The organism is Pseudobacteriovorax antillogorgiicola, from assembly GCF_900177345.1.
GTDB classification, from domain to species: Bacteria; Bdellovibrionota_B; Oligoflexia; order Oligoflexales; family Oligoflexaceae; genus Pseudobacteriovorax; species Pseudobacteriovorax antillogorgiicola.
The window spans coordinates 154,422-173,065 of the sequence record NZ_FWZT01000010.1 but is presented as its reverse complement, the minus strand read 5'-3'; the positions used below and the strand labels follow the sequence as shown (position 1 = coordinate 173,065).

The 18,644-nt window shown below is 48.0% G+C and carries 15 protein-coding genes; 7 read left to right on the top strand and 8 right to left on the bottom strand.

Annotation, left to right across the window (positions count from 1 at the left end; all coding sequences use genetic code 11):
- Positions 1-34 precede the first annotated feature (34 nt).
- Positions 35-1,084 (top strand): COX15/CtaA family protein, encoded by a 1,050-nt coding sequence (locus tag B9N89_RS14760; RefSeq protein ID WP_132320912.1) that lies wholly within the window; start codon positions 35-37, stop codon positions 1,082-1,084.
- On the opposite strand, the gene B9N89_RS14755 is transcribed toward B9N89_RS14760, so the two are convergent.
- From B9N89_RS14755 to B9N89_RS14745, 3 genes are read right to left on the bottom strand one after another with little or no spacing between them, the layout of a single operon-like run.
- On the bottom strand, positions 1,056-3,590 hold the full coding sequence (locus tag B9N89_RS14755; RefSeq protein ID WP_132320910.1) for an ABC transporter permease: 2,535 nt from the start codon (positions 3,588-3,590) through the stop codon (positions 1,056-1,058). The two genes, B9N89_RS14760 and B9N89_RS14755, sit on opposite strands and share 29 nt — an antisense overlap.
- 3 nt (positions 3,591-3,593) lie before the next feature.
- Positions 3,594-4,271: an ABC transporter ATP-binding protein gene (locus tag B9N89_RS14750; RefSeq protein WP_132320908.1), complete on the bottom strand. Its 678-nt coding sequence runs from the start codon at positions 4,269-4,271 to the stop codon at positions 3,594-3,596.
- A complete protein-coding gene (locus B9N89_RS14745; protein WP_132320906.1) occupies positions 4,207-4,863 on the bottom strand; it encodes an arylesterase in 657 nt (218 codons plus the stop codon). The genes B9N89_RS14750 and B9N89_RS14745 overlap by 65 nt, the downstream gene beginning before the upstream one ends.
- A gap of 139 nt (positions 4,864-5,002) precedes the next feature.
- Between B9N89_RS14745 and lysA the strand changes: the two genes are divergently transcribed.
- Positions 5,003-6,265, top strand: coding sequence for a diaminopimelate decarboxylase (gene lysA, locus B9N89_RS14740; protein ID WP_132320904.1), 1,263 nt, complete (start codon positions 5,003-5,005; stop codon positions 6,263-6,265).
- Complete coding sequence (locus B9N89_RS14735; protein ID WP_132320902.1) at positions 6,265-7,254, top strand: YhdH/YhfP family quinone oxidoreductase; 990 nt, start codon at positions 6,265-6,267, stop codon at positions 7,252-7,254. Before lysA ends, B9N89_RS14735 begins: the two co-directional genes overlap by 1 nt.
- Before the next feature lie 39 nt (positions 7,255-7,293).
- Here the strand turns inward: B9N89_RS14735 and pepN are convergent, their stop codons facing one another.
- On the bottom strand, positions 7,294-9,906 hold the full coding sequence (gene pepN / locus B9N89_RS14730) for an aminopeptidase N (RefSeq protein ID WP_132320900.1): 2,613 nt from the start codon (positions 9,904-9,906) through the stop codon (positions 7,294-7,296).
- Between the two features lie 133 nt (positions 9,907-10,039).
- Here pepN and B9N89_RS14725 point away from each other — a divergent pair, with 133 nt between their 5' ends.
- Positions 10,040-11,779, top strand: coding sequence for a mechanosensitive ion channel family protein (locus B9N89_RS14725; RefSeq protein WP_132320898.1), 1,740 nt, complete (start codon positions 10,040-10,042; stop codon positions 11,777-11,779).
- Here B9N89_RS14725 and B9N89_RS14720 read toward each other — a convergent pair.
- On the bottom strand, positions 11,744-13,204 hold the full coding sequence (locus tag B9N89_RS14720) for a CFI-box-CTERM domain-containing protein (protein ID WP_132320896.1): 1,461 nt from the start codon (positions 13,202-13,204) through the stop codon (positions 11,744-11,746). The two genes, B9N89_RS14725 and B9N89_RS14720, sit on opposite strands and share 36 nt — an antisense overlap.
- A 104-nt stretch (positions 13,205-13,308) precedes the next feature.
- On the bottom strand, positions 13,309-14,313 hold the full coding sequence (locus B9N89_RS14715; RefSeq protein ID WP_132320894.1) for an MBL fold metallo-hydrolase: 1,005 nt from the start codon (positions 14,311-14,313) through the stop codon (positions 13,309-13,311).
- Between the two features lie 322 nt (positions 14,314-14,635).
- On the opposite strand from B9N89_RS14715, the gene rpsP reads away from it, so the two are divergent.
- Genes rpsP through trmD form a run of 3 tightly spaced genes read left to right on the top strand, consistent with a single transcriptional unit; the run spans position 14,636 to position 16,141 of the window.
- Positions 14,636-14,899 (top strand): 30S ribosomal protein S16, encoded by a 264-nt coding sequence (rpsP, locus tag B9N89_RS14710; RefSeq protein ID WP_132320892.1) that lies wholly within the window; start codon positions 14,636-14,638, stop codon positions 14,897-14,899.
- Positions 14,877-15,431, top strand: coding sequence for a ribosome maturation factor RimM (locus tag B9N89_RS14705; RefSeq protein WP_159455383.1), 555 nt, complete (start codon positions 14,877-14,879; stop codon positions 15,429-15,431). Before rpsP ends, B9N89_RS14705 begins: the two co-directional genes overlap by 23 nt.
- Positions 15,428-16,141, top strand: coding sequence for a tRNA (guanosine(37)-N1)-methyltransferase TrmD (gene trmD / locus B9N89_RS14700; protein ID WP_132320888.1), 714 nt, complete (start codon positions 15,428-15,430; stop codon positions 16,139-16,141). The genes B9N89_RS14705 and trmD overlap by 4 nt, the downstream gene beginning before the upstream one ends.
- On the opposite strand, the gene B9N89_RS14695 is transcribed toward trmD, so the two are convergent.
- Both B9N89_RS14695 and B9N89_RS14690 read right to left on the bottom strand, forming a co-directional pair.
- Positions 16,110-17,462, bottom strand: a complete 1,353-nt coding sequence (locus B9N89_RS14695; RefSeq protein WP_132320886.1) for a class I SAM-dependent methyltransferase — start codon at positions 17,460-17,462, stop codon at positions 16,110-16,112. The two genes, trmD and B9N89_RS14695, sit on opposite strands and share 32 nt — an antisense overlap.
- 7 nt (positions 17,463-17,469) lie before the next feature.
- On the bottom strand, positions 17,470-18,600 hold the full coding sequence (locus B9N89_RS14690) for an ABC transporter substrate-binding protein (protein WP_159455382.1): 1,131 nt from the start codon (positions 18,598-18,600) through the stop codon (positions 17,470-17,472).
- Between the last annotated feature and the right edge of the window lie 44 nt (positions 18,601-18,644).

Genomic DNA, 18,644 nt, shown 5'->3' with positions numbered 1-18,644 from the left:
GGTATGACTTACCCATCGGGAAAGTGGAGGTGTTATGGACCGACAGTTGGTAGGTAAACCAGTAATATTTTGGCTATTTATTGTAATCGCGATGACTTATAGCATGGTCTTGGTCGGGGGGCTGACTCGCTTGACAAATTCTGGCTTATCCATGGTGGATTGGAAGCCTATCATGGGAATCATCCCACCTCTCAGCGAAGAGTCGTGGATGGAGACGTTTAATGCCTACCGCCAGTTTCCAGAATATCAGAAGATCAACAAGGGCATGAGCCTCGATGACTTCAAGTCAATCTTCTACTGGGAATATGGTCACCGTGTTCTCGGTCGTATGATTGGGATCGTCTTCTTTGTGCCTTTCCTCTACTTTTTGATCCGTCGCAGGATTAAAGGCAGTCTTGTGACGAAGTTATTTATAGCCTTTGTCTTAGGTGGGCTGCAGGGTCTTCTCGGGTGGTACATGGTAAAAAGTGGTTTGGTTGACGAGCCCAGGGTAAGTCAGTATCGGCTTGCTGCCCATCTAGGCCTTGCTTTTATACTCTTGTCCTACTTGTATTGGATTCTTCTTGGACTCACGATGAAAGCTCGGATACGTATCAAAGAACCGTCATTTCGAGGCTTGTCGGTATTACTTCTTTTTATAGTATCCTTTCAGATTTTCTATGGGGCGCTTACAGCTGGTCTCGATGCAGGGCTGGTATACAACACCTTTCCTGATATGAACGGTCGCTTGTTTCCGGCCGGTGCTCTAAGCTTATTACCCACTTGGAAGAACCTTTTTGAAAACCCAGTGACGGTACAGTTTATTCATCGCTGTTTGGGCTGGTTAACCCTTGGTATTGTCTTCGGCATTGCTGGGTTGGGTTGGCTCCGTGGCGTTCAGGGGAACCAAAGGCTGATCCAGTGGGCGCTTCTCCTAGCCATCCTCTTTCAGTTCGGCTTAGGAGTCGCTACCTTGGTGATGCATGTTCCCGTTGCGATTGCATCTCTTCATCAGGCTGGTGCAGCTGTTGTCTTGATTCTAGCTGTGACCAACCTATTTATCGAATGGCGATCCATTAAAGATAGAGTCGGGGCTTCTTTCTAAGGACTTGAGTCGACGCTAGCCAACTTACACCCAAGCATAGACCTACAATCCAAATCAACGATGCGATTGGAGTCTCCCAGTTGGGGCTCCAAAGACCATCAAATACAAACTTTGTAATCAGCCAGCTAGCGAGCAGACCACTTATCATTCCGATTCCTCCTGCCCAGAAACTCAGAAGAAAGAATTCCTTAAGGACCATTCCTTGGATAGTACGAAACGGGGAACCTAGGATTTTCAATAGATTGATGTCCCAAAGCCTCTGCCGAGTTTGGTGATTGGCAATGGAGAAGGTCACAATCAAGCCTGCAAGAACGCTAAGCCAGGCCATAATCCGCAGCACTTGACTCATTTGACCGATGATCTCCCCAAGCTTTTTAACGAGCTTACTAACATCAATCATGGATATATTGGGGTATGCCTCAACGATTTGTCCTTGCAGCTCATTTTTTCGTTCCAGTGGCATGGGGGGCAGAGCTGCTAAAAAAGTTTTGGGAGCATCGTCGATCACTCCTGGCTGGAATTGAATGAAAAAGTTCGGTTGGAACGAATTCCATTTTACCTTGCGAAGATTCTTCACGACTCCTTCTATGGGAAGGCCTTGGATTTCGAAAGTCATCTTATCACCGATTTCTAGGCCGAGGCGCTCTGCATAGCGCATTTCGATGGATAGCTCTCCAGGCTTACCCTCATCGAAGTTATATGGGCCAGAAAAATCTTCACCTTCGATGATTGTTTCAGAATATGATAGTTCGGGTTTATAGCTTAGATTCACACCTCGATTGCGAAATCTCTGCTCACGCTGAGCCTCACGGGAAAACTTATCTTCCACTTCGCCCTTATCAAAAGGTTCGTCATTGATCTCTTTAAGCCTAGCTTGGATCATCGGGGACAAAAAATTGATTTCAATGCCAGCATCAGCAAGAAGCTGGCGCAGCCCTGGCTCTTGCTCTTCTTGTATGTCGAACACAAAGAGGCTTGGCAATTGTTCCCCTTCCGGTCGTTCAAGCTCTTTGAGCAGCGTATTTTCAAGCTGGGGGATCAAATTGGTTAGGAGGGCGCTCAGCGACAGGGCTAGAAAGCATGATAGGGCACTCACGCGCTGGCCATTCAGATAGCCGAGTGCCAGGCGGCTGGAGAGACTCTTGGGGTTCATCGCCGTGAAAAGTTTAAGAAGGGCAAAGCCTAGCACAGATATCAGGGCGGTTGATGCCACAAGTGATCCAAAAAATAGTGACCCCACTAAGAATGAGTTCGATTGCCAAACCGATAGCCCAAACGTGCCCCCAGCCGCGGGTAAGAATCCCAGAAGACGACCGCGAGAGATCCTAAGCTTGGGGTTGTAGAATTCTTGAAAGAGAGCTGATGGTTTGATGTTTCCGATCTCGATGAGAAGGGGTAGGCAAAGTAGCAGCGGAGTGAGAGTCCCGATCAGGATTGCGGATACCATTGTTTCGTAACCAATACTCAGCGCGATTTCTATAGGTGAGAAGGAACTGAGAATTTGGGTGACTTGGGGTAGCAGTAAAACGCTGATGAGAATGGACACCAGTGCAGATGCCAGACCAAGCATCAGGAGTTGAATCAGATAGATGCTTGTCGCTCTTGTACCTTGCATACCTAGGCTCAAGAGAATGGCAATATCCCTCTGTTTTGCAGATAGATAGCTGCGGAATAGATAAAATGTCCCTAGGCCAGAAAGGAAGAGGGCAACTAAAGAAACAAGCCCTAGATAGTCAGTCAAATAACGCAGCAAGCGACCATTGTCTTGCCCGGCTTTGAAATAACTCTGCACTCGAACACTATTGTCGAGAATGGCGAAAAGAGCCTTTTCTATGCCTTCGATGTCTGCACCTTCGGGCATCTTAATATGTAGGGTATGCCAGGCAGTGCTGCCTCTGATCAATAGTTCTGTGGCCTCTAGTTGATCTTGTCCCATATAGATCCGTGGGGCATAGGCAGCCCCAGCCCAGCTCATTCCTGAGTCATCCTTGATCACACCAGCAATGGTGAAGGATTGTTCTCCTAGTTTTATGGTGTCTCCTGGAGATACCTTAAACTGGAGTGTGATTTCCGGTGCTACCCAGATTTTGGCTTCGCGATTCAGCTCACTTGTGAGAGGGCTTTGGTGTTCGATTCGCTCACCTGATTCCAGCTCGATATAGCCATAGAATGGATGCATGGGGCTGATGGCTTTGAGTTCCACCAAGCTGGTGCGGCTAGAGGATGCTGCCATGGAATATAAGGTGGTCACAGGAGAAATCTGAGCACTGTCGCCAACAGTGTTGCGCACCATCGTTTGTTCGGCCTCAGTGAGAGGCCGGCGTGCTGCAACCGACAGGTCGGCAGTGAGAAGCCGTTTCGATGCATTTTGGAGCTGCTCTTGGAAGCTGTTTTTGAAGCCGTCTAACGTAACAAATCCTAGTAAGCCAACCATAAGGTTGATAAGAAATAGCAATGAGAATTTTTTATTATGAACCAGTTCGGTCCATGCGATACGAAAGGACATAGTCTACCTTTTGTGGAGTTGGCCTTGCTTGAGTTCCCAAATGTGATCGCAGCGCTTGGCCAGATCCTGGTTGTGTGTAACCAAAACCATGGTCATCTGTCGCTCGTTGACCGCATGAAATAAAAGGTCCATGATCACTTTACCCGTTTCTTGATCAAGGCTGCCGCTTGGCTCATCTGCAAGAAGAAGCTTGGGGTTGACCACGAAGGAGCGAGCAATCGCAACCCTCTGGTTTTCGCCGCCGCTCATCTGCTGGGGAAGGTGGTCTTCCCGATGGTCAAGCTTCACGAGCTTGAGGGCATCCCTTGCTTTTTCAACGGCATTGTCTTGGCCTAATATATCCAGCGGTAGACGCACATTGTCCAATGCCGTGAGGTGAGACATCAGATGAAATTGCTGAAACACAATGCCAATATTTGCGCCACGGAAGCGGGTGAGAGATTTCTCGTCCAGTTCGTTGATGTTCTGCTCATTGATCTTAACATCCCCAGAACTGGGAGTATCCAAGCCAGCGATCAATGAAAGCAAGGTTGATTTTCCGCTTCCTGACTGCCCAATGATGGCAACGGTTTGGCCTTGGACGACATCCAGATCCAGCCCCTTGAGAATTTCAATCTCATTTTGGCCTTGTTTGTAATTCTTTGTTACCTGCTTCAGGCTTAGAATGTTTTGTGGGGTCATAGTGTTTCGTTACCACCTTATAAATGTTTTCAGCGATGATCTTATAACCTTCAGCATTGGGGTGAATGCCATCGGGCTGATTTAATTTCTTTTGCCCCGCGACGTTTTCCAACATAAACGGCATCAAAGGGATATCATATTTCTTAGCCACAGTAGGGTAAATAGCTTCGAAGTTCGCCGGGAAGGTTTTGCCATAGTTGGGCGGCGCTTTCATGCCAAGTAGGACTAGCTTGATACCCTTTTCCTGGCATAGCTTCACGGCCTCCTCGATATTTTTTTGGGTTACCTTAGGGTCCAGCCCGCGTAAGCCATCATTGGCCCCGAGAGCATAGATGACGAGGTCGGGAGTGTAACGCTTCAAATGGAAGCGAAGGGTGGGCAGCCCAAAAGCTGATGTTGCACCCGCCGTGCCGCCGTTGATAATAGGGACCCCAAGCTTCTTTTCCAGTAGTTTCGGCCAGGTATGCTCTTCTTCAACTTCGTAGCCAAATGTGAGGGAATCTCCCAAAGCTAGAATCTTGCCTTTGCCGAAGGAGGTGATTGAAAGGGTGATGCTTAAAATTAGGGCCAGTGACCCGAAGAATCGCTGCATGAAATCGTCCTGTATGCTTTTGACATGCTATGGAGGAATCGCTATGATCCCTAAAATTTTCTGATAGGCGGACAAATTGATTGTAAAAAGAAGGCCTATGAGAAATCAATAAGGACGATACCAAGGGTTGGAGTTTTAAATGGATCACTTTATTTATAAAAATGGTGAAGCACACTGTGAAAACATACCATTAACAGAAATTGCGGAAGCTGTAGGAACGCCGGCTTACATCTATTCTCGCAACACTTTGAAGCGGCATGCCCGACGGATCATTGAAGCATTTTCAGCTTACCCAACCTTGGCCTGCTTTGCGGTTAAAGCCAATAGCAACCTGTCTTTCTTACGAGAGATTTTCGATGAGGGCTTCGGTGCCGACCTCGTCTCTCACGGCGAGTTGCAAAGAGCCTTGAAAGCGGGAGTGAAGCCTCATGAAATCGTGTTCTCAGGCGTTGGGAAAAAAGACTACGAGATTCGAGCTGGGATCGAAGCCGGCATTCTTTCCTTCAATGTAGAGTCAAGTTTCGAGCTGGAGTCAATCAACCGTATTGCCTTAGACATGGGTAAGATGGCGCCTGTATGTCTGCGAATCAACCCTAATATCGATGCTAAAACGAATCCCAAGATTGCTACGGGGCTGTTTTCAACCAAGTTCGGTATGAGTGAAGCTGAAGCAAAGACTTTGGTGACAGAAATTCAAGAGCTACCTGGGGTTCAGCTAGTTGGAATTGCATGTCACATTGGAAGTCAAATCACAGACCTGAAGCCTTTGGAAGAGGCTGCTGAGAAAATGTCCTCCATTGCCCTGGAGATGCTCGGCAACGGCCACCCCCTTGAGTTTATCGACATGGGAGGCGGACTCGGCATCCGGTACAAGGATGAGCCAGATCCTGATGTGGAGGGCTATGCTTCTGTTCTGATCAAACATGTTCAGAAAACTGGTTTAAAGCTAGTCATCGAGCCAGGGCGCTTGCTAGCGGGAAATACCGGCATTCTATTAAATAAAGTAATCGGCATCAAAAAGACGCCTCAAAAGAACTTCGCAATTGTCGACGGAGCCATGAACGATGTGATCAGGCCATCGCTCTATGACTCATTTCACGATATTGCCACTGTACACGAAGGCGTGGACAAGCCGGAAGTTCTGTACGATGTGGTGGGGCCGGTCTGCGAGACCGGAGATTTCTTTGGCAAGGATCGGACACTGCCTCAGCTTCACGCAGGGGATTTAGTCTTTCTAAAGTCATGTGGAGCGTACGCGGCTACGATGGCATCGAATTACAATAGCCGGCCACGTGCGCCTGAGGTATTGGTAGATGGTGACAAGTACTACATCATCAAGCCTAGAGAAACTCTCGAAGATTTGTGGAGAGGTGAAGAGGTGACTATTCCAGGAGGTGAATGATGGCAACCTTTAAGGCCTTGCGGGTTTATCGCGATGGCGAATCTGTCAAAAATCGGATTGAATTTATGGAATTGGACGATCTCGACGAAGGCGAGGTCGTCATCCGATCGGCATATTCAAGTGTGAATTATAAAGATGCGTTAGGTGCTACAGGGGCAGGACGGATCTTGAAACGTTTTCCCATGGTGGCTGGAATTGATGTCTCTGGAACGGTGGTGAGCTCCAAGAGTGATCGTTTTCAAGAGGGGCAGAAGGTTCTTGTGACAGGCTGTGGCCTTGGGGAGAATCATGATGGTGGCTACAGTGAAATGGTTCGCGTGCCAGCTCCTTGGGTTGTTCCCATACCCGATGGTTTAACCCCACGGGAAGCTATGATTCTAGGCACCGCGGGCTTTACAGCAGGGCTGTGTGTGCATCGACTCGAACAGAATGGATTGAAGCCTGATAAGGGGCCTGTGGTTGTCACCGGAGCCTCTGGGGGCGTTGGTTCACTGGCAGTAAGCATGTTAGTGACCCGTGGCTACGAAGTGATCGCTGTTTCAGGAAAAAAAGAGCAGCATGATCGATTGAAGGAGCTGGGAGCTGAGCAAGTTCTCACTGTCGAAGAACTTGAGTTGGGTAAAAACCCTCTTGAAACTGCCCGTTTTGGAGGAGCTATCGACAACGTTGGTGGCGCCGTATTGGAAGGCCTGATCCGTCATACCAATCTGTGGGGAAGTATTGCTAGTGTGGGGCTGGCCATGGATTTTAAGTTCTCGAATACAGTTATGCCTTTTATTCTGCGGGGTGTTTCACTACTTGGAATTAGCTCAACCAATTGTCCCTACGATCTGCGTTGCGAGGTGTGGAAGTCTTTAAGTGGGGACCTAAAGCCGAAGGCCCTAGAAAGCTTCGTGGCTAAGGAGACAAATCTTGAGGGTCTCAACAAAGTCTTTAACGATATGCTTGAGCGAAAAACTGTGAGTCGAACCTTGGTAAAACTTAGCTAAAAATCGGTGGCTCACATGAAGTTGAGCCACCTAAGCACCTTACGAGTCTTGTAAACTCTTCGAAACAATCTCATAAACATCTTTCGAAAGACCTTCGGCAGCCTTGATGCGCTCTAGTTGAGCCACCATCTTTCCCTGTCGGCCTTTATCAAACCGACGCCACTGGCTCAGCGAGTTTGCTAGCATGGCTGCGATATGGGAGTTGGTCTTATCGATCTTGAGCACGTAATCAGCGATAAGTTGATAACCTTCGCCGTTGCTGTGGTGAAAGCCTTTTGGGTTGGCTCGCGCAAATTGACGAAGCACGGCGTAAACTCTGTTGGGGTTGAGTAGATCGAAGTCTTTATGCTCTAAAAGGTCTTTCACATGAGCCAAAACATGGTCATGGTAAGAGCTTGATTGAAGGGCAAACCATTTGTCGATCACTAGCTGGTCGTGAGACCATTTATCGTAGAAGCTTTTGAAGGCGTCCTGTCGCCTCGGATCGTTTACATGTGATAACTCATTTAGAGCGGTGATTGTGTCTGTCATGTTATTTGATTTGGCAAAAAGACTAGTAGCTAGCGCGACCGAATCTTCTTTGCCAGTAGCTAGTAGCAACGATAGGCAGACTGACTTTAGCTCCCGGTTGCCAATCCCCTCAGCATCCAGTTGGTAGCTATCCTGCTTGTGAGACTGGTGGTATGCATCCCATAGCTCCTGGTAGCATGAATGGCCAATACTTTCTTGCAGCCAAGATCGAGTTTCAAAAATAGCTTCTATATTGGCTTCTTGTTCGAGGCTTACTAGATAATCGATGGATGGAAAGCTTAGGGCACGGGCTTTGATTCTGGGATCGAGTGTCTTGCTAGCGAGCAAGCTCTTGTAAGCAGTGAGAACCTCATCAGGCAACTCATAGCTCGGAGACTGCTGTCTCTTCTTCATCAAAGACATCGCCAGGTTTTGGGCTGCCTCGTAGCGATTGAAGTCATCATTATCCCAAGTCATCAAAAAAATGAGCTGTTCGTCGGAATACTGATAATCTAAATGTATCGGGGCGGAGAACGATCGGGCCAGGGAAGGGATGGGTTCTTCTGCAAATCCTTCAAAGACAAATTCTTGCTCACCCTGATCGAAGATTAATACATGCTCAGTTTTGGTGTCTCCCTGGTAAAGAAAAGGCACGGCCTTGCCGTCTTTGGCAAAAAAAGACGTTGTGATGGGTATCACCTGGGCATGCTTATCAGACTGTCCTGGAGTCATCGGCAAGCGTTGCTGTAGTTTAAGTATAACTTTGTTATCCTGATGTGATAACTCTGCATTGACTCTAGGGGTTCCAGCTTGATGGTACCAGTGGGTGAACTGTTTGAGGCTAGCGCCTGAAGAATCTTCCATGGCCTTAACGAAATCTTCGATGGTGGCAGCTTCTCCATCATGGCGATTGAAGTAGGTGTCGATGCCCTTGTGAAACGCATCTTTGCCTAAAATAGTATGGATCATGCGGATGACTTCTGCACCTTTGTTGTAAACGGTAGACGTGTAGAAGTTGTTGATCTCAATGTATGAATCTGGTCGCACAGGGTGAGCCATGGGGCCACTGTCCTCGACAAACTGTGAGTTTCTTAGAACTTTGACATCGGAGATTCGTTTCACTCCCCGAGAGTTCATATCGGCCGAAAACTCTTGGTCTCGAAATACCGTTAGGCCTTCTTTAAGGCTGAGCTGAAACCAGTCGCGGCAAGTGACCCGATTACCAGACCAGTTGTGGAAATACTCATGACCAACGACGGATTGAATGCCTTCAAAATCGCTGTCAGTGGCAGTTTCTGGGTTGGCCAGAATATATTTTGAATTAAATATATTGAGCCCCTTGTTTTCCATAGCTCCCATATTAAAGTCGCTGACAGCAACGATCATAAAAATATCAAGATCGTACTCCAAGCCGTAGGTATCTTCATCCCACTTCATAGAGTCTTTAACGGCTTGCATGGCAAAGTCGCATTTATCGAGATTTTCTTTCTCAACGAAAATCTGTAGTTTGATCTTGCGGCTTGATTTGGTGGTGAACTCATCTTCGACACAGCCAAGATCACCAGCTACCAATGCAAAGAGGTAGGAGGGCTTAGGAAATGGATCGTGCCAAACCATCTGATGCCTGTTATTTGGCAGGTCCTTGGAATCGACAGGATTGCCGTTTGATAGGAGGATTGGATACTTCGATTTGTCGGCGATGATGGTTGTGCGGTATTCGCTCATCACATCGGGTCGATCTAAGAAGTAGGTGATACGCCTAAAGCCTTCAGGCTCGCATTGGGTGCAGAACTTGCCATTTGACTTATACAAGCCTTCTAATGCTGTGTTCTTTTGGGGGTAAATCTTGGTTGTGATCGTTAGGGCGAAGGTGTCAGGCAGGTCTTTCAGGCTAAGGTGCTCAGGGGAATAGTCCATCGCATCGAGATTTAAGTCCTCGTGGTCCAGATGAACCGAGACCAGCTCTAGGGATAACCCAGCCAGTGTAAGTGTCCGGTCATGACCAGGATTGTGCTGATAATGCACCTTACTGGTGACGAGACTGTGATCTTCGTTTAAATCAAATGTCAGTTCTGTTTTCTTCGCCCAAAAGTTGGGTTGCTGGTAATCTTTTAGCTTGATGACTTGGGGTTCGCGGCTCATGTGATATCCTTTTGTTCCGATCTTGGTCCTTGGATATATAGCGAAAAATTGGCTATGAAACCAGTCTCCTTATCATGGCTAGGATTGATATGACATTGTGATTGTGTATAGATAGCGTAGGGGAGGTTTAGCCTTGTTAAAACTTATTGGAGTCTTCGCAGCCTGGAGTCTGATCTTGCTGCCGCAGGCTATGGGTCTTGATGTCCTAAAGCCTGTCAAAACTGATAGTCCTAAGGAAACCATGAAAACGTTCATGGCGGCCATGAACGAATATCATGAGGGTGTCAAAAAGAGAGATGAAAATCGAGAGAAGAGCCTTGATAGAGCGGTAAGGACACTAAGTCTAGGGCACATTTCCCCTTTGATGAGGGCAGATGCTGGCCGGAAGGCCGCTATTTATCTGAAGGAAGTCATTGATCGCGTCATTGTGATAGATTATGAAAAAATTCCTCCTGGGAAACTAGCGCCAGAGATGAATGGCAACTTCTGGCGGCTTAAAAATACTGAGATAGTGATTCGGATGGAAAATTCCGGGGCTCGTGAAGGAGAGTTCCTGTTCAGCGCAGATACAGTGGATCGAGCGAAAGACTTCTACCTCCTAGTGAAAGACTACCCTTATTTAGAAGGAACCGGACAGGGGGCAGGGTTTCGGGAAACCGCCGTGGAGCGCTATATTCCGAAGGCGCTCAAAGGCGAAATGTTTGGAGTTCCTAGTTGGCAGCTGATAGGGATATTTGTTTCTCTGATCCTAGGTTTTTTAGTAAAGATTATTGCAGAAGGTGCCTTGTCCCTTGGAAAGCGGCTGGCCACGAGTTCTCACTCTGACTGGGATGATAAGATGCTCCATGCAGTAGAGGGACCAGCAGGCTACTGTGCGGCCTCCGGCTTTTGGTTCATGTCCCTCTATATCTTGCGGCTAGAAGGAGCGCTTCTCCATGGCCTATCCCTCTTCGTTCAGTTTGTTTTTAGTGTTTCTGTGATATGGATATTCTATCGTTTGGCAGATGTTTGGAGTGAATATGTAGCCGTGGTAGCTAAGAAAACCGATCTAATTTTTGATGATCAATTAGTGCCTCTGTTGAACCGAGCCCTGCGCGCTTTTATTCTAATATTTGGCGGCTTGATCGCGATTCAGAATTTAGGGGTGAATGTGATGTCGGTGATTGCAGGCCTCGGCTTGGGAGGTCTGGCATTTGCCCTAGCTGCGAAAGACACGGCAGCAAACTTATTTGGGTCGCTGATGATCTTATGGGATCGCCCGTTTCGTATCGGAGATTGGATTATTTTTGGTGGCGTCGAGGGCACGGTCGAAGACGTGGGTTTTCGATCAACCCGTGTGAGAACATTTTACAACTCTTTGGTCACGATCCCTAATGCAGTGGTTGCTAATGGTCACATCGATAATATGGGGCAGCGTAAGTTCCGCCGGGTGAAGGCTGTTCTAGGTATCACCTACGATACCCCTCCTGAAAAAATTGAAGCTTTTCTGGAGGGTATTAAAAACATCATTCGAGCCAACCCAACTACTAAAAAAGATAACTTTCATGTGGTTTTCAATAATTATGGCTCTTCGTCCCTTGATATTTTGCTCTACTTTTTCTTAAGCGTGCCCGATTGGGCAACAGAGCTGGTGCAGCGGCAGAACATTTTTATTGAGGTGAAGCGTTTGGCTGCAGATTTGAACATCGATTTTGCATTTCCTACGCAGTCCCTTCATGTTGAAAGCTTCCCTGAAAAGAACGGCTTGGATCGTCACAAAGATTCTTGGAACGACGAGTCACTGGCCTTGGTTGCCAAGGAGTTTAGCGAGGGCGGAGCCCGCGCTAAACCAAGTGGATTAGGCTTGTTTCGCCCGCCGTCGGAAAGCCCCTAGTGCAAAGGGAGCGATCATAAGAGAGAGGGTTGCCATCAGTGTCGCCCCTGGGGATTGACGAAGGGCGCTAATGTATTTTACTGGGGCCCACAATGCTGCTCTTGTGAATGTTTTGTAATCATCGTTGATTGCGATGCGGCTCGCCAGTGCCGGGCTATACTCGTAGTATAGGGAAACCAGAGTGCGGCCTATGGCAATACTTTCTAGGATGTTGTCCCGAAACCATCGCAGGTCATTTAAGTTTTGATGCATAGGGTGGCCGTAAGCGGCGGTTGCAATAAAGCATGTTGGGTTTTGTTGCTTCGGGTCTCCTGCACCGGAAAGCTGGGCGTAGGTAAAGCTCAACGTGGGGTAAGCAATCACGCAAGAGGCTTCGAAGGGCTGGCCGTCACTGCTTTGCTGTAGCAAGCCATCAGGCAAGTATTGAGCGATCATTGCATAGGCTTGATTGGTGGCTTCAGGGTCAACAAGGTCCGAACCGCTGAAAGATAGAGCTTCTCCACTGACTGTGGATTTAACTTTGACTGTTGGAAAAACTTCGCTCGTGATGCGGTCATCGTTGATATAGCCAAGCTCAGAGCATGAAAAGGTACAGCTATCGGTCTGGGTGTTATCGGTAGCGAGGCTTACTGATAGAATACAGCCGTCAAGGTCCACCTCGGAGTAAGTTACAGGATCACTACCGGCAACAGCCCGATAGGTTGTGGCGATATTAAGCTCTTGGTCACCGTCAGTGACTGGAACTAATATTCCCCGCACGCCAGAGGGTCTTCCGGTTGTGCCATCTTGAAAGGTAACGCTGTCGCTACCTGTCCAGAACATCAGAACCCCGCGATTGGTGGATCTGGATGTAAGACTTGCGGGGCTTTGGTTTACTGGAGTGGATTGGCTGGTTGTGACATCTAGCTTGTCGGTAATATCTTGGTAGTCTAGCTCAAACTGCGTGGATAGGGAAAACGAACGGGTTTCCCCTTCAGCAAGGTCACTCTCGTCAATTTGAATCTTAAGGCCAAAGGTTATGTCTGATGTGTCGTCTTCGTTATCTACGATTTCAAAGGCTGAGTCGATAAACGTCATAAAGTAGGTTGTGGATAGCTTACTGATATCTGTCGGGTCAAGTGAGCCTTTGCCGCTATAGGTAATCATATTGTCGCAAAGTTGCTCGGAATCAGTTTCACCAGTATTTTGTTCGATGCAGACATCCAATCGCTGAACCATGAGATTAACGATGCCATCGTTCGTCGGGGAGCCACCGAAGTCTGCATCAGGAATATCATTGATCGATACCGTTAGCTCAATATAGGACGAGTCGTTGCGCGGCAGACGAGCGATCGTGATGTCTTCGTTAAAATCGATGTCGGCCCAGGCATTGCCACTGAGGAGCAGGGCGCTAACAATAAGGAGCTTGAAGGCGGTGCTGTGCATAGGTTCACTTTCCTAAAAATCTTAAATCGGTCTCGTTGTTTAGAATAGAACAGATTAAAGGAAAATGAAATTCTTGGTCTGTAATCAAAATGACTTATTAAGAGCTACTTGGGCAGCTGGCTACGGGGCTCCAGCTTCGACAAATTGAACTCAAGTCCATCGTAAGCAAGGTAGATATTTGGCCCTTCTGGTTGATTGAGCTTTGTCCAAGTATCCTGGTAGGCTGGGATCTGTTTCTGCAAATGGACCATGGCTTGCTGAGCCATGCGAAACTCTTTTTCCTCAGGGGACCGAGGGTCATGATGGGTTAAGATCAAGTTTCGAATACCCTCTCGCAGGGCGAGGTCCACACCAATGGGTGGCGAACAATGACCCCAGTCGAACCGGCTGGCTAATTCGTCCATCTCGTACTGGGCATCAAAGACAAGAAGATCGAGATTGGTATAATACACATGGTCCTTACCCAAATCTTTGGGGGTCAGGCGCTTGTATTCCCCGTCCACACCGATGGCTAAGGAGTAGCCCTCAGCATCAAATCGGTAGCCGAACGAGCCACCGGGGTGGTCGAGGGCAAAAGCAGAGATGGTCAGAGAATCAAATTGAAGCTTCTGGTACATCTTGATCTGCTTGAAAACGATGTCTGCGCCAAGCTCCTCCCACTTCACGGGAAAGTTGATGCCATTGAACTGGCATTTGATGTATTCCGGCGCATGCGGGTGGACGTGATAGATTGTCAGCTTGTTTCCAGGAATATAGATGGGCACGAAAAATGGTAGGCCCATGATGTGGTCCCAGTGAAGGTGGGTCTGGAAGATCGTAAACTCAGTCCGGCCTTGAGCCATCACTTCAGACGCCGCCTCGGCAAAGCCGGTGCCCATATCGACGAAAAAGCGATGATTTTTATAGATAATCTCGTTGCATGTTGTGTTGCCACCAAAAACCAATGGATCACCAAGATCGCCATCGCGAATGGCGTTCCTAAAGTCGCTGATAGAGGAAAGGCCAGCTTTCTCAGCCTTGCGAGCGTAGTGATCGACCAGGTTGACAAAATACTGGTTATTGATGGCCCTTGGCAGCGAGCCTCTGGTTCCCCACATTTTGAGCTTCACAGCAACCCTCTCACTTTATAAGTGTCTGTACTCTATATTCTATCAGGCCGGTCTAATTAACGCTACATGTCGCTACTTTGACGTATTTATCTCGACTGGCTACCAATAATTATTGGTAATTACAGAGGCTTGTACGATTCTTGACATGCTGCTGGCTTAGAAGAGTCAAAGAATTGGCATCTTTTTTCATTTTCGAGTAGAACTGGCCTATGATCTTTGGTATAGCATTCGACCTTAGGTTAAGTTTCACAGGTGCCATCCTTGTACACAACTCGTCGCTCCTGTGCAGAATATAGAAAATTAAACATAATTTGGGGGAGTAATGGCACTGACATTACGACTACAACGTCACGGTAGTACTCACAGACCTTTTTATCACATTGTTGCAACTGACTCTCGTCGCCCTCGCGATGGCCGCTTCATCGAGAAGCTTGGGTACTACGATCCAAATCACAAGCCATCAATCATGGAAGTAAAAGCTGATCGTGTTCAGTACTGGTACTCCCATGGCGCTGTTGTGACTGACGCTGTTAAGACTATCCTCAAAAGAAAAGAAGTCAAGCTTGACCGCAAAGCGGGTAAGTAAGACGAACGTGACAGACCAATGGATCAAAATAGGCATCGTAGGCAAGGCTCATGGCCTCTACGGAGCCTTTTTTCTTTCTGGGCGAGACTCCGAGTTGGATGACTCCGTGTCTGACTTGCGTGTTGGGGAAAAGCCTGGTCAGGGTAAGTCTCTTCGAATCAAATCCCGCAAAAGTCATAATGGTCGTACTATCATTCAGACTCAGGAAATATCTGGTCGTGATCAGCTCGATGAGATCAAAGGGAAGATAGTCTGGTGCCCCAGGGATCAAATTGCTGTCGATGAGCAGGAGTACCTTTGGGATGATCTGATTGGTAAGTCAGTGATTGATGCCAATGATCAGCCGATGGGTGTGATTGAGCGGATGAACAACTACGGAGCCAGTGACATCGTTGAGCTGCTCGATGGCAGAGGGCGACTGTCAATTCCTTTTGTTCCTTCGTACTTCGATATGAATTTCGATGCTGATAGTAACGAGCTTCGCCTTGTTGTCTCAGCTGATGTCTTTGATGAGTCTTGGGAAGAAGCATGAAACGCTTCAGTTTCATCACCATCCATCCTCAATTTATTGAATCCTATCTCAGTTTTGGGGTGTTTAAGTCTGCTCAGGATCGAGGCTTGGTATCTGTTGATATCATAAATCTTCGTGATTTTGCGGTTGACCGTCATGGGTCTGTCGATGACCGTGCCTACGGCGGAGGCGACGGGATGATCATGCGTCCTGAGCCCTTAGCCCAGGCAGTGAATCACATTAGGACCCCGCAAAGCTTTGTGATCTTTCCGAGTCCCCATGGGCAGTCGTGGTCTCATCAAAATGCCTCACAATTAACAAGCAGCCAGGACAAGCAGCACCTTATCTTTATTTGCGGCCGCTTTGGTGGCATCGATCAACGTTTCATCGATCGCTATGTGGATTTACAAGTCAGCATGGGCGACTTTGTCGTGTCTGGTGGTGAGCTGCCGAGTCTTTTGATGAGTGACTCTATCCTAAGGCTGGTGCCCGGTGTGCTGGGTAACCAAGATAGCTCCGAACTGGATTCTTTCAGCCCAGGATTGTCTGGGCTGCTAGAGCACCCTCAGTATACAAGGCCACTTGTTTTTGAAGGCTGCGAGGTTCCGGCTGTGTTACGGAGTGGCAACCATAAAGCCATCGAGCAATGGAAGCATCAGCAGTCCAAGGCTGTCACCGAGCAATATCGCCCTGACTTGCTCAGCAAGTCTGAGCCCGATCCAAACGCTTGATGATTAAGTGCTCATTGTCTAGGCGCTTCTTATTCTTCACAAGAATTGAACGAATCACTGCTGGTAGTGGCGTATCCTCGATACTAGTGCGTAGGCCACGCTGGGGGGTTTCCATCTCTGCCCAAATAGGCTCCTTCATCTGCCGGAGGTACTCTTGGCGTTTGACCTGCCTAGGGAATACGGCACCAACACGGGCAAGCCTCTGTCGCGCTGGGGTATCTAGTTCTGCCAGGAGGAGGTCGATGGATTCGGACTGCTGCAAGTAGACGCAGCGGATATGGTGCCACCAGAGCTTCTGTTTGAGTGTAAAGGGAATATCCTTGGTTTCTTCAAATTGAAACCATGATAGCGGCGCAGTTTTTAGGAACAGGTGAAAGGCAAGTCCCTTGGGGGTTTTGGGGCTTTTTAGCAGACTGACATTGGTTTCTTTTTGCAGGTAGATCTCAAGATTGTTTTCAAATCGCTTGTCATCCATGCGGCTCTGTAGATCGGATGTTTTTGGCGCCTGCCATAGGGGGTTGGGTAAGTCGTCAAGCTCAGCATAGCGGTCGAAGAGGCCAAGAACTCGAAATCCACAGCCTTGCACAGCGGAAAACCAATCTCTGATATCGATGCGAGCCTCGCGGGCATGGAAGAAGGTGTCAACGAAACGAGCGGGATGGCTGAAGGTTTTTGTTCCCATATCGTGAAACTTGCTTCCCAAGTTGGGGACCCAGAAGCTTACACTTTTTAAAAACTCCTGAGCTGCCTTGACATGGGGTTGCAGTCCGGGGTCAAAGCCAAGAAGCAGGAGGGCGCGCTTGACGTGATAAATCCAGGACCGAGCTACTAAATTGTAGACCATCAGCCGCACCGTGCCACCAGGCTTCAATGACTGGTGGATGAGTTCCAGACTCTTCGTTGGGTTTGCGAGGTGATGTAAAACTCCATAGCAATCCACATGATCGTACTCTTCACAGTGATGTAGCAGAAATGTATCAATATCAGCGTTAAAAAAGTGAACTGGTTTCGTTTCCCAGATCAAGCGGGTTCGCGCTCGCCGGATGCTCTTGCTTGAAATGTCCACCGCATCGATATTGTTTTTACTAGGCTCAATTTTGCGAATGATATAGGGCTGGGTTTCACCGCAGCCTGCCAGTAGTATACGAGGGTATCGAGAATGTTCGAGAGCGGGAGACTTCGCGAGACAAGCAGTAAAACCCGCGGTTCCCTGATAGGCTTCTTGCCAACGAAGCTTCACCCAAAGCGGATATGCGGGGTAAGGATACGCTTCGTACATATCCTTAACGTCGGCATGAATCCGTTCTATGGTGTCTTCCATGGGGCCTCTAGGGTGTTACCTTCGTCATATATTGTGAGCCTTGTGGAGTTGTCACCATGATCGTAGCAGGCTTATTCGGACTGCGAGAAGAGTTCATTCTCATAGGGCCCGTGAGACTTGGTAGCTTACGAGCTTTGCGTAAGAATGATTCTAGAGGTGACGTCCGATTTGATTTTACCCTCTTGTAGGCATATACGGCTAGATTAAAAGCTTCGTACCCTGCAAATGCTGCGATGCTAGGACTTTTCTTGAACTTTTTCTCAAAGGATCGAACAAATCTCTGTAAAGCCGGGTGTGGGTCCTGAACCGAATATGGAGTATAGTAATAATGACCTGATAATTCAGGGCCAAATGCTTCTTTAATGCCGTAGGTATCCCAGCCGTCTCCTCCAATGAAGATCTTCTCCATGCCTTTCTGTCTGAATTGTTTCATGAGGGAACTGGCGTCGAAGTAAAACCCTGGTATGAAAACCACATCGTGATCAATCTGGCTAGCCTTGTTGCTGGCATTTTGGAACCCTTGATTGTTGGGTTTATAAGACAGGGTTTGGGCTTCTGTACCGCCAATTTTTTTGAAGCGGCTGACAAAGCTGCTAGCTAGCGCCTGAGAGTAGGGGTTTTCTTGCTCTTCTAAGATGAGGGCTTTATCTTTTTTTAAAACCGTCTTGGCAAACTTGCCGAGGGCTGATCCCTGCTGTGATTCCGTCAAAGAAATACTGAAGACGTTTTTGCCCTTGGCCATGAGATCTGTATCTGTGCCAATCGGTAGTATGAGAAGTCGATTCTTGCGAGAGGCAACTTCGGCGATAGAGTGATTGATTGTATTGGAGATCGACCCAATGAGGATGTGAACTCGATGGCGATCGATGAGGCGTTGAGTTGCAGTCATCGCTGTCGAGCCCTTTCCGCCATCATCTTCTTGAATGATCTGAATACTCGGTGCAAGGCCCTTGTTCTTTGACTCAGAAATCTTGTCAAAGGCGACTTGAATTCCGTTCATGAGTTCGTCCCCGATGGGGCTCATCGGCCCGGATTTTGGGCGGACAACTCCAATTTTCAACTTGGCATTCACTGCCAGTGTGTTCGTGGGTGAGGTGATCAGCGCTAAGGTCAAGAGCGCGAGACATCTGTGGACCATACAATCTCCTAGAGTAGGCATTGGTAACCTTCCTGACATGCATA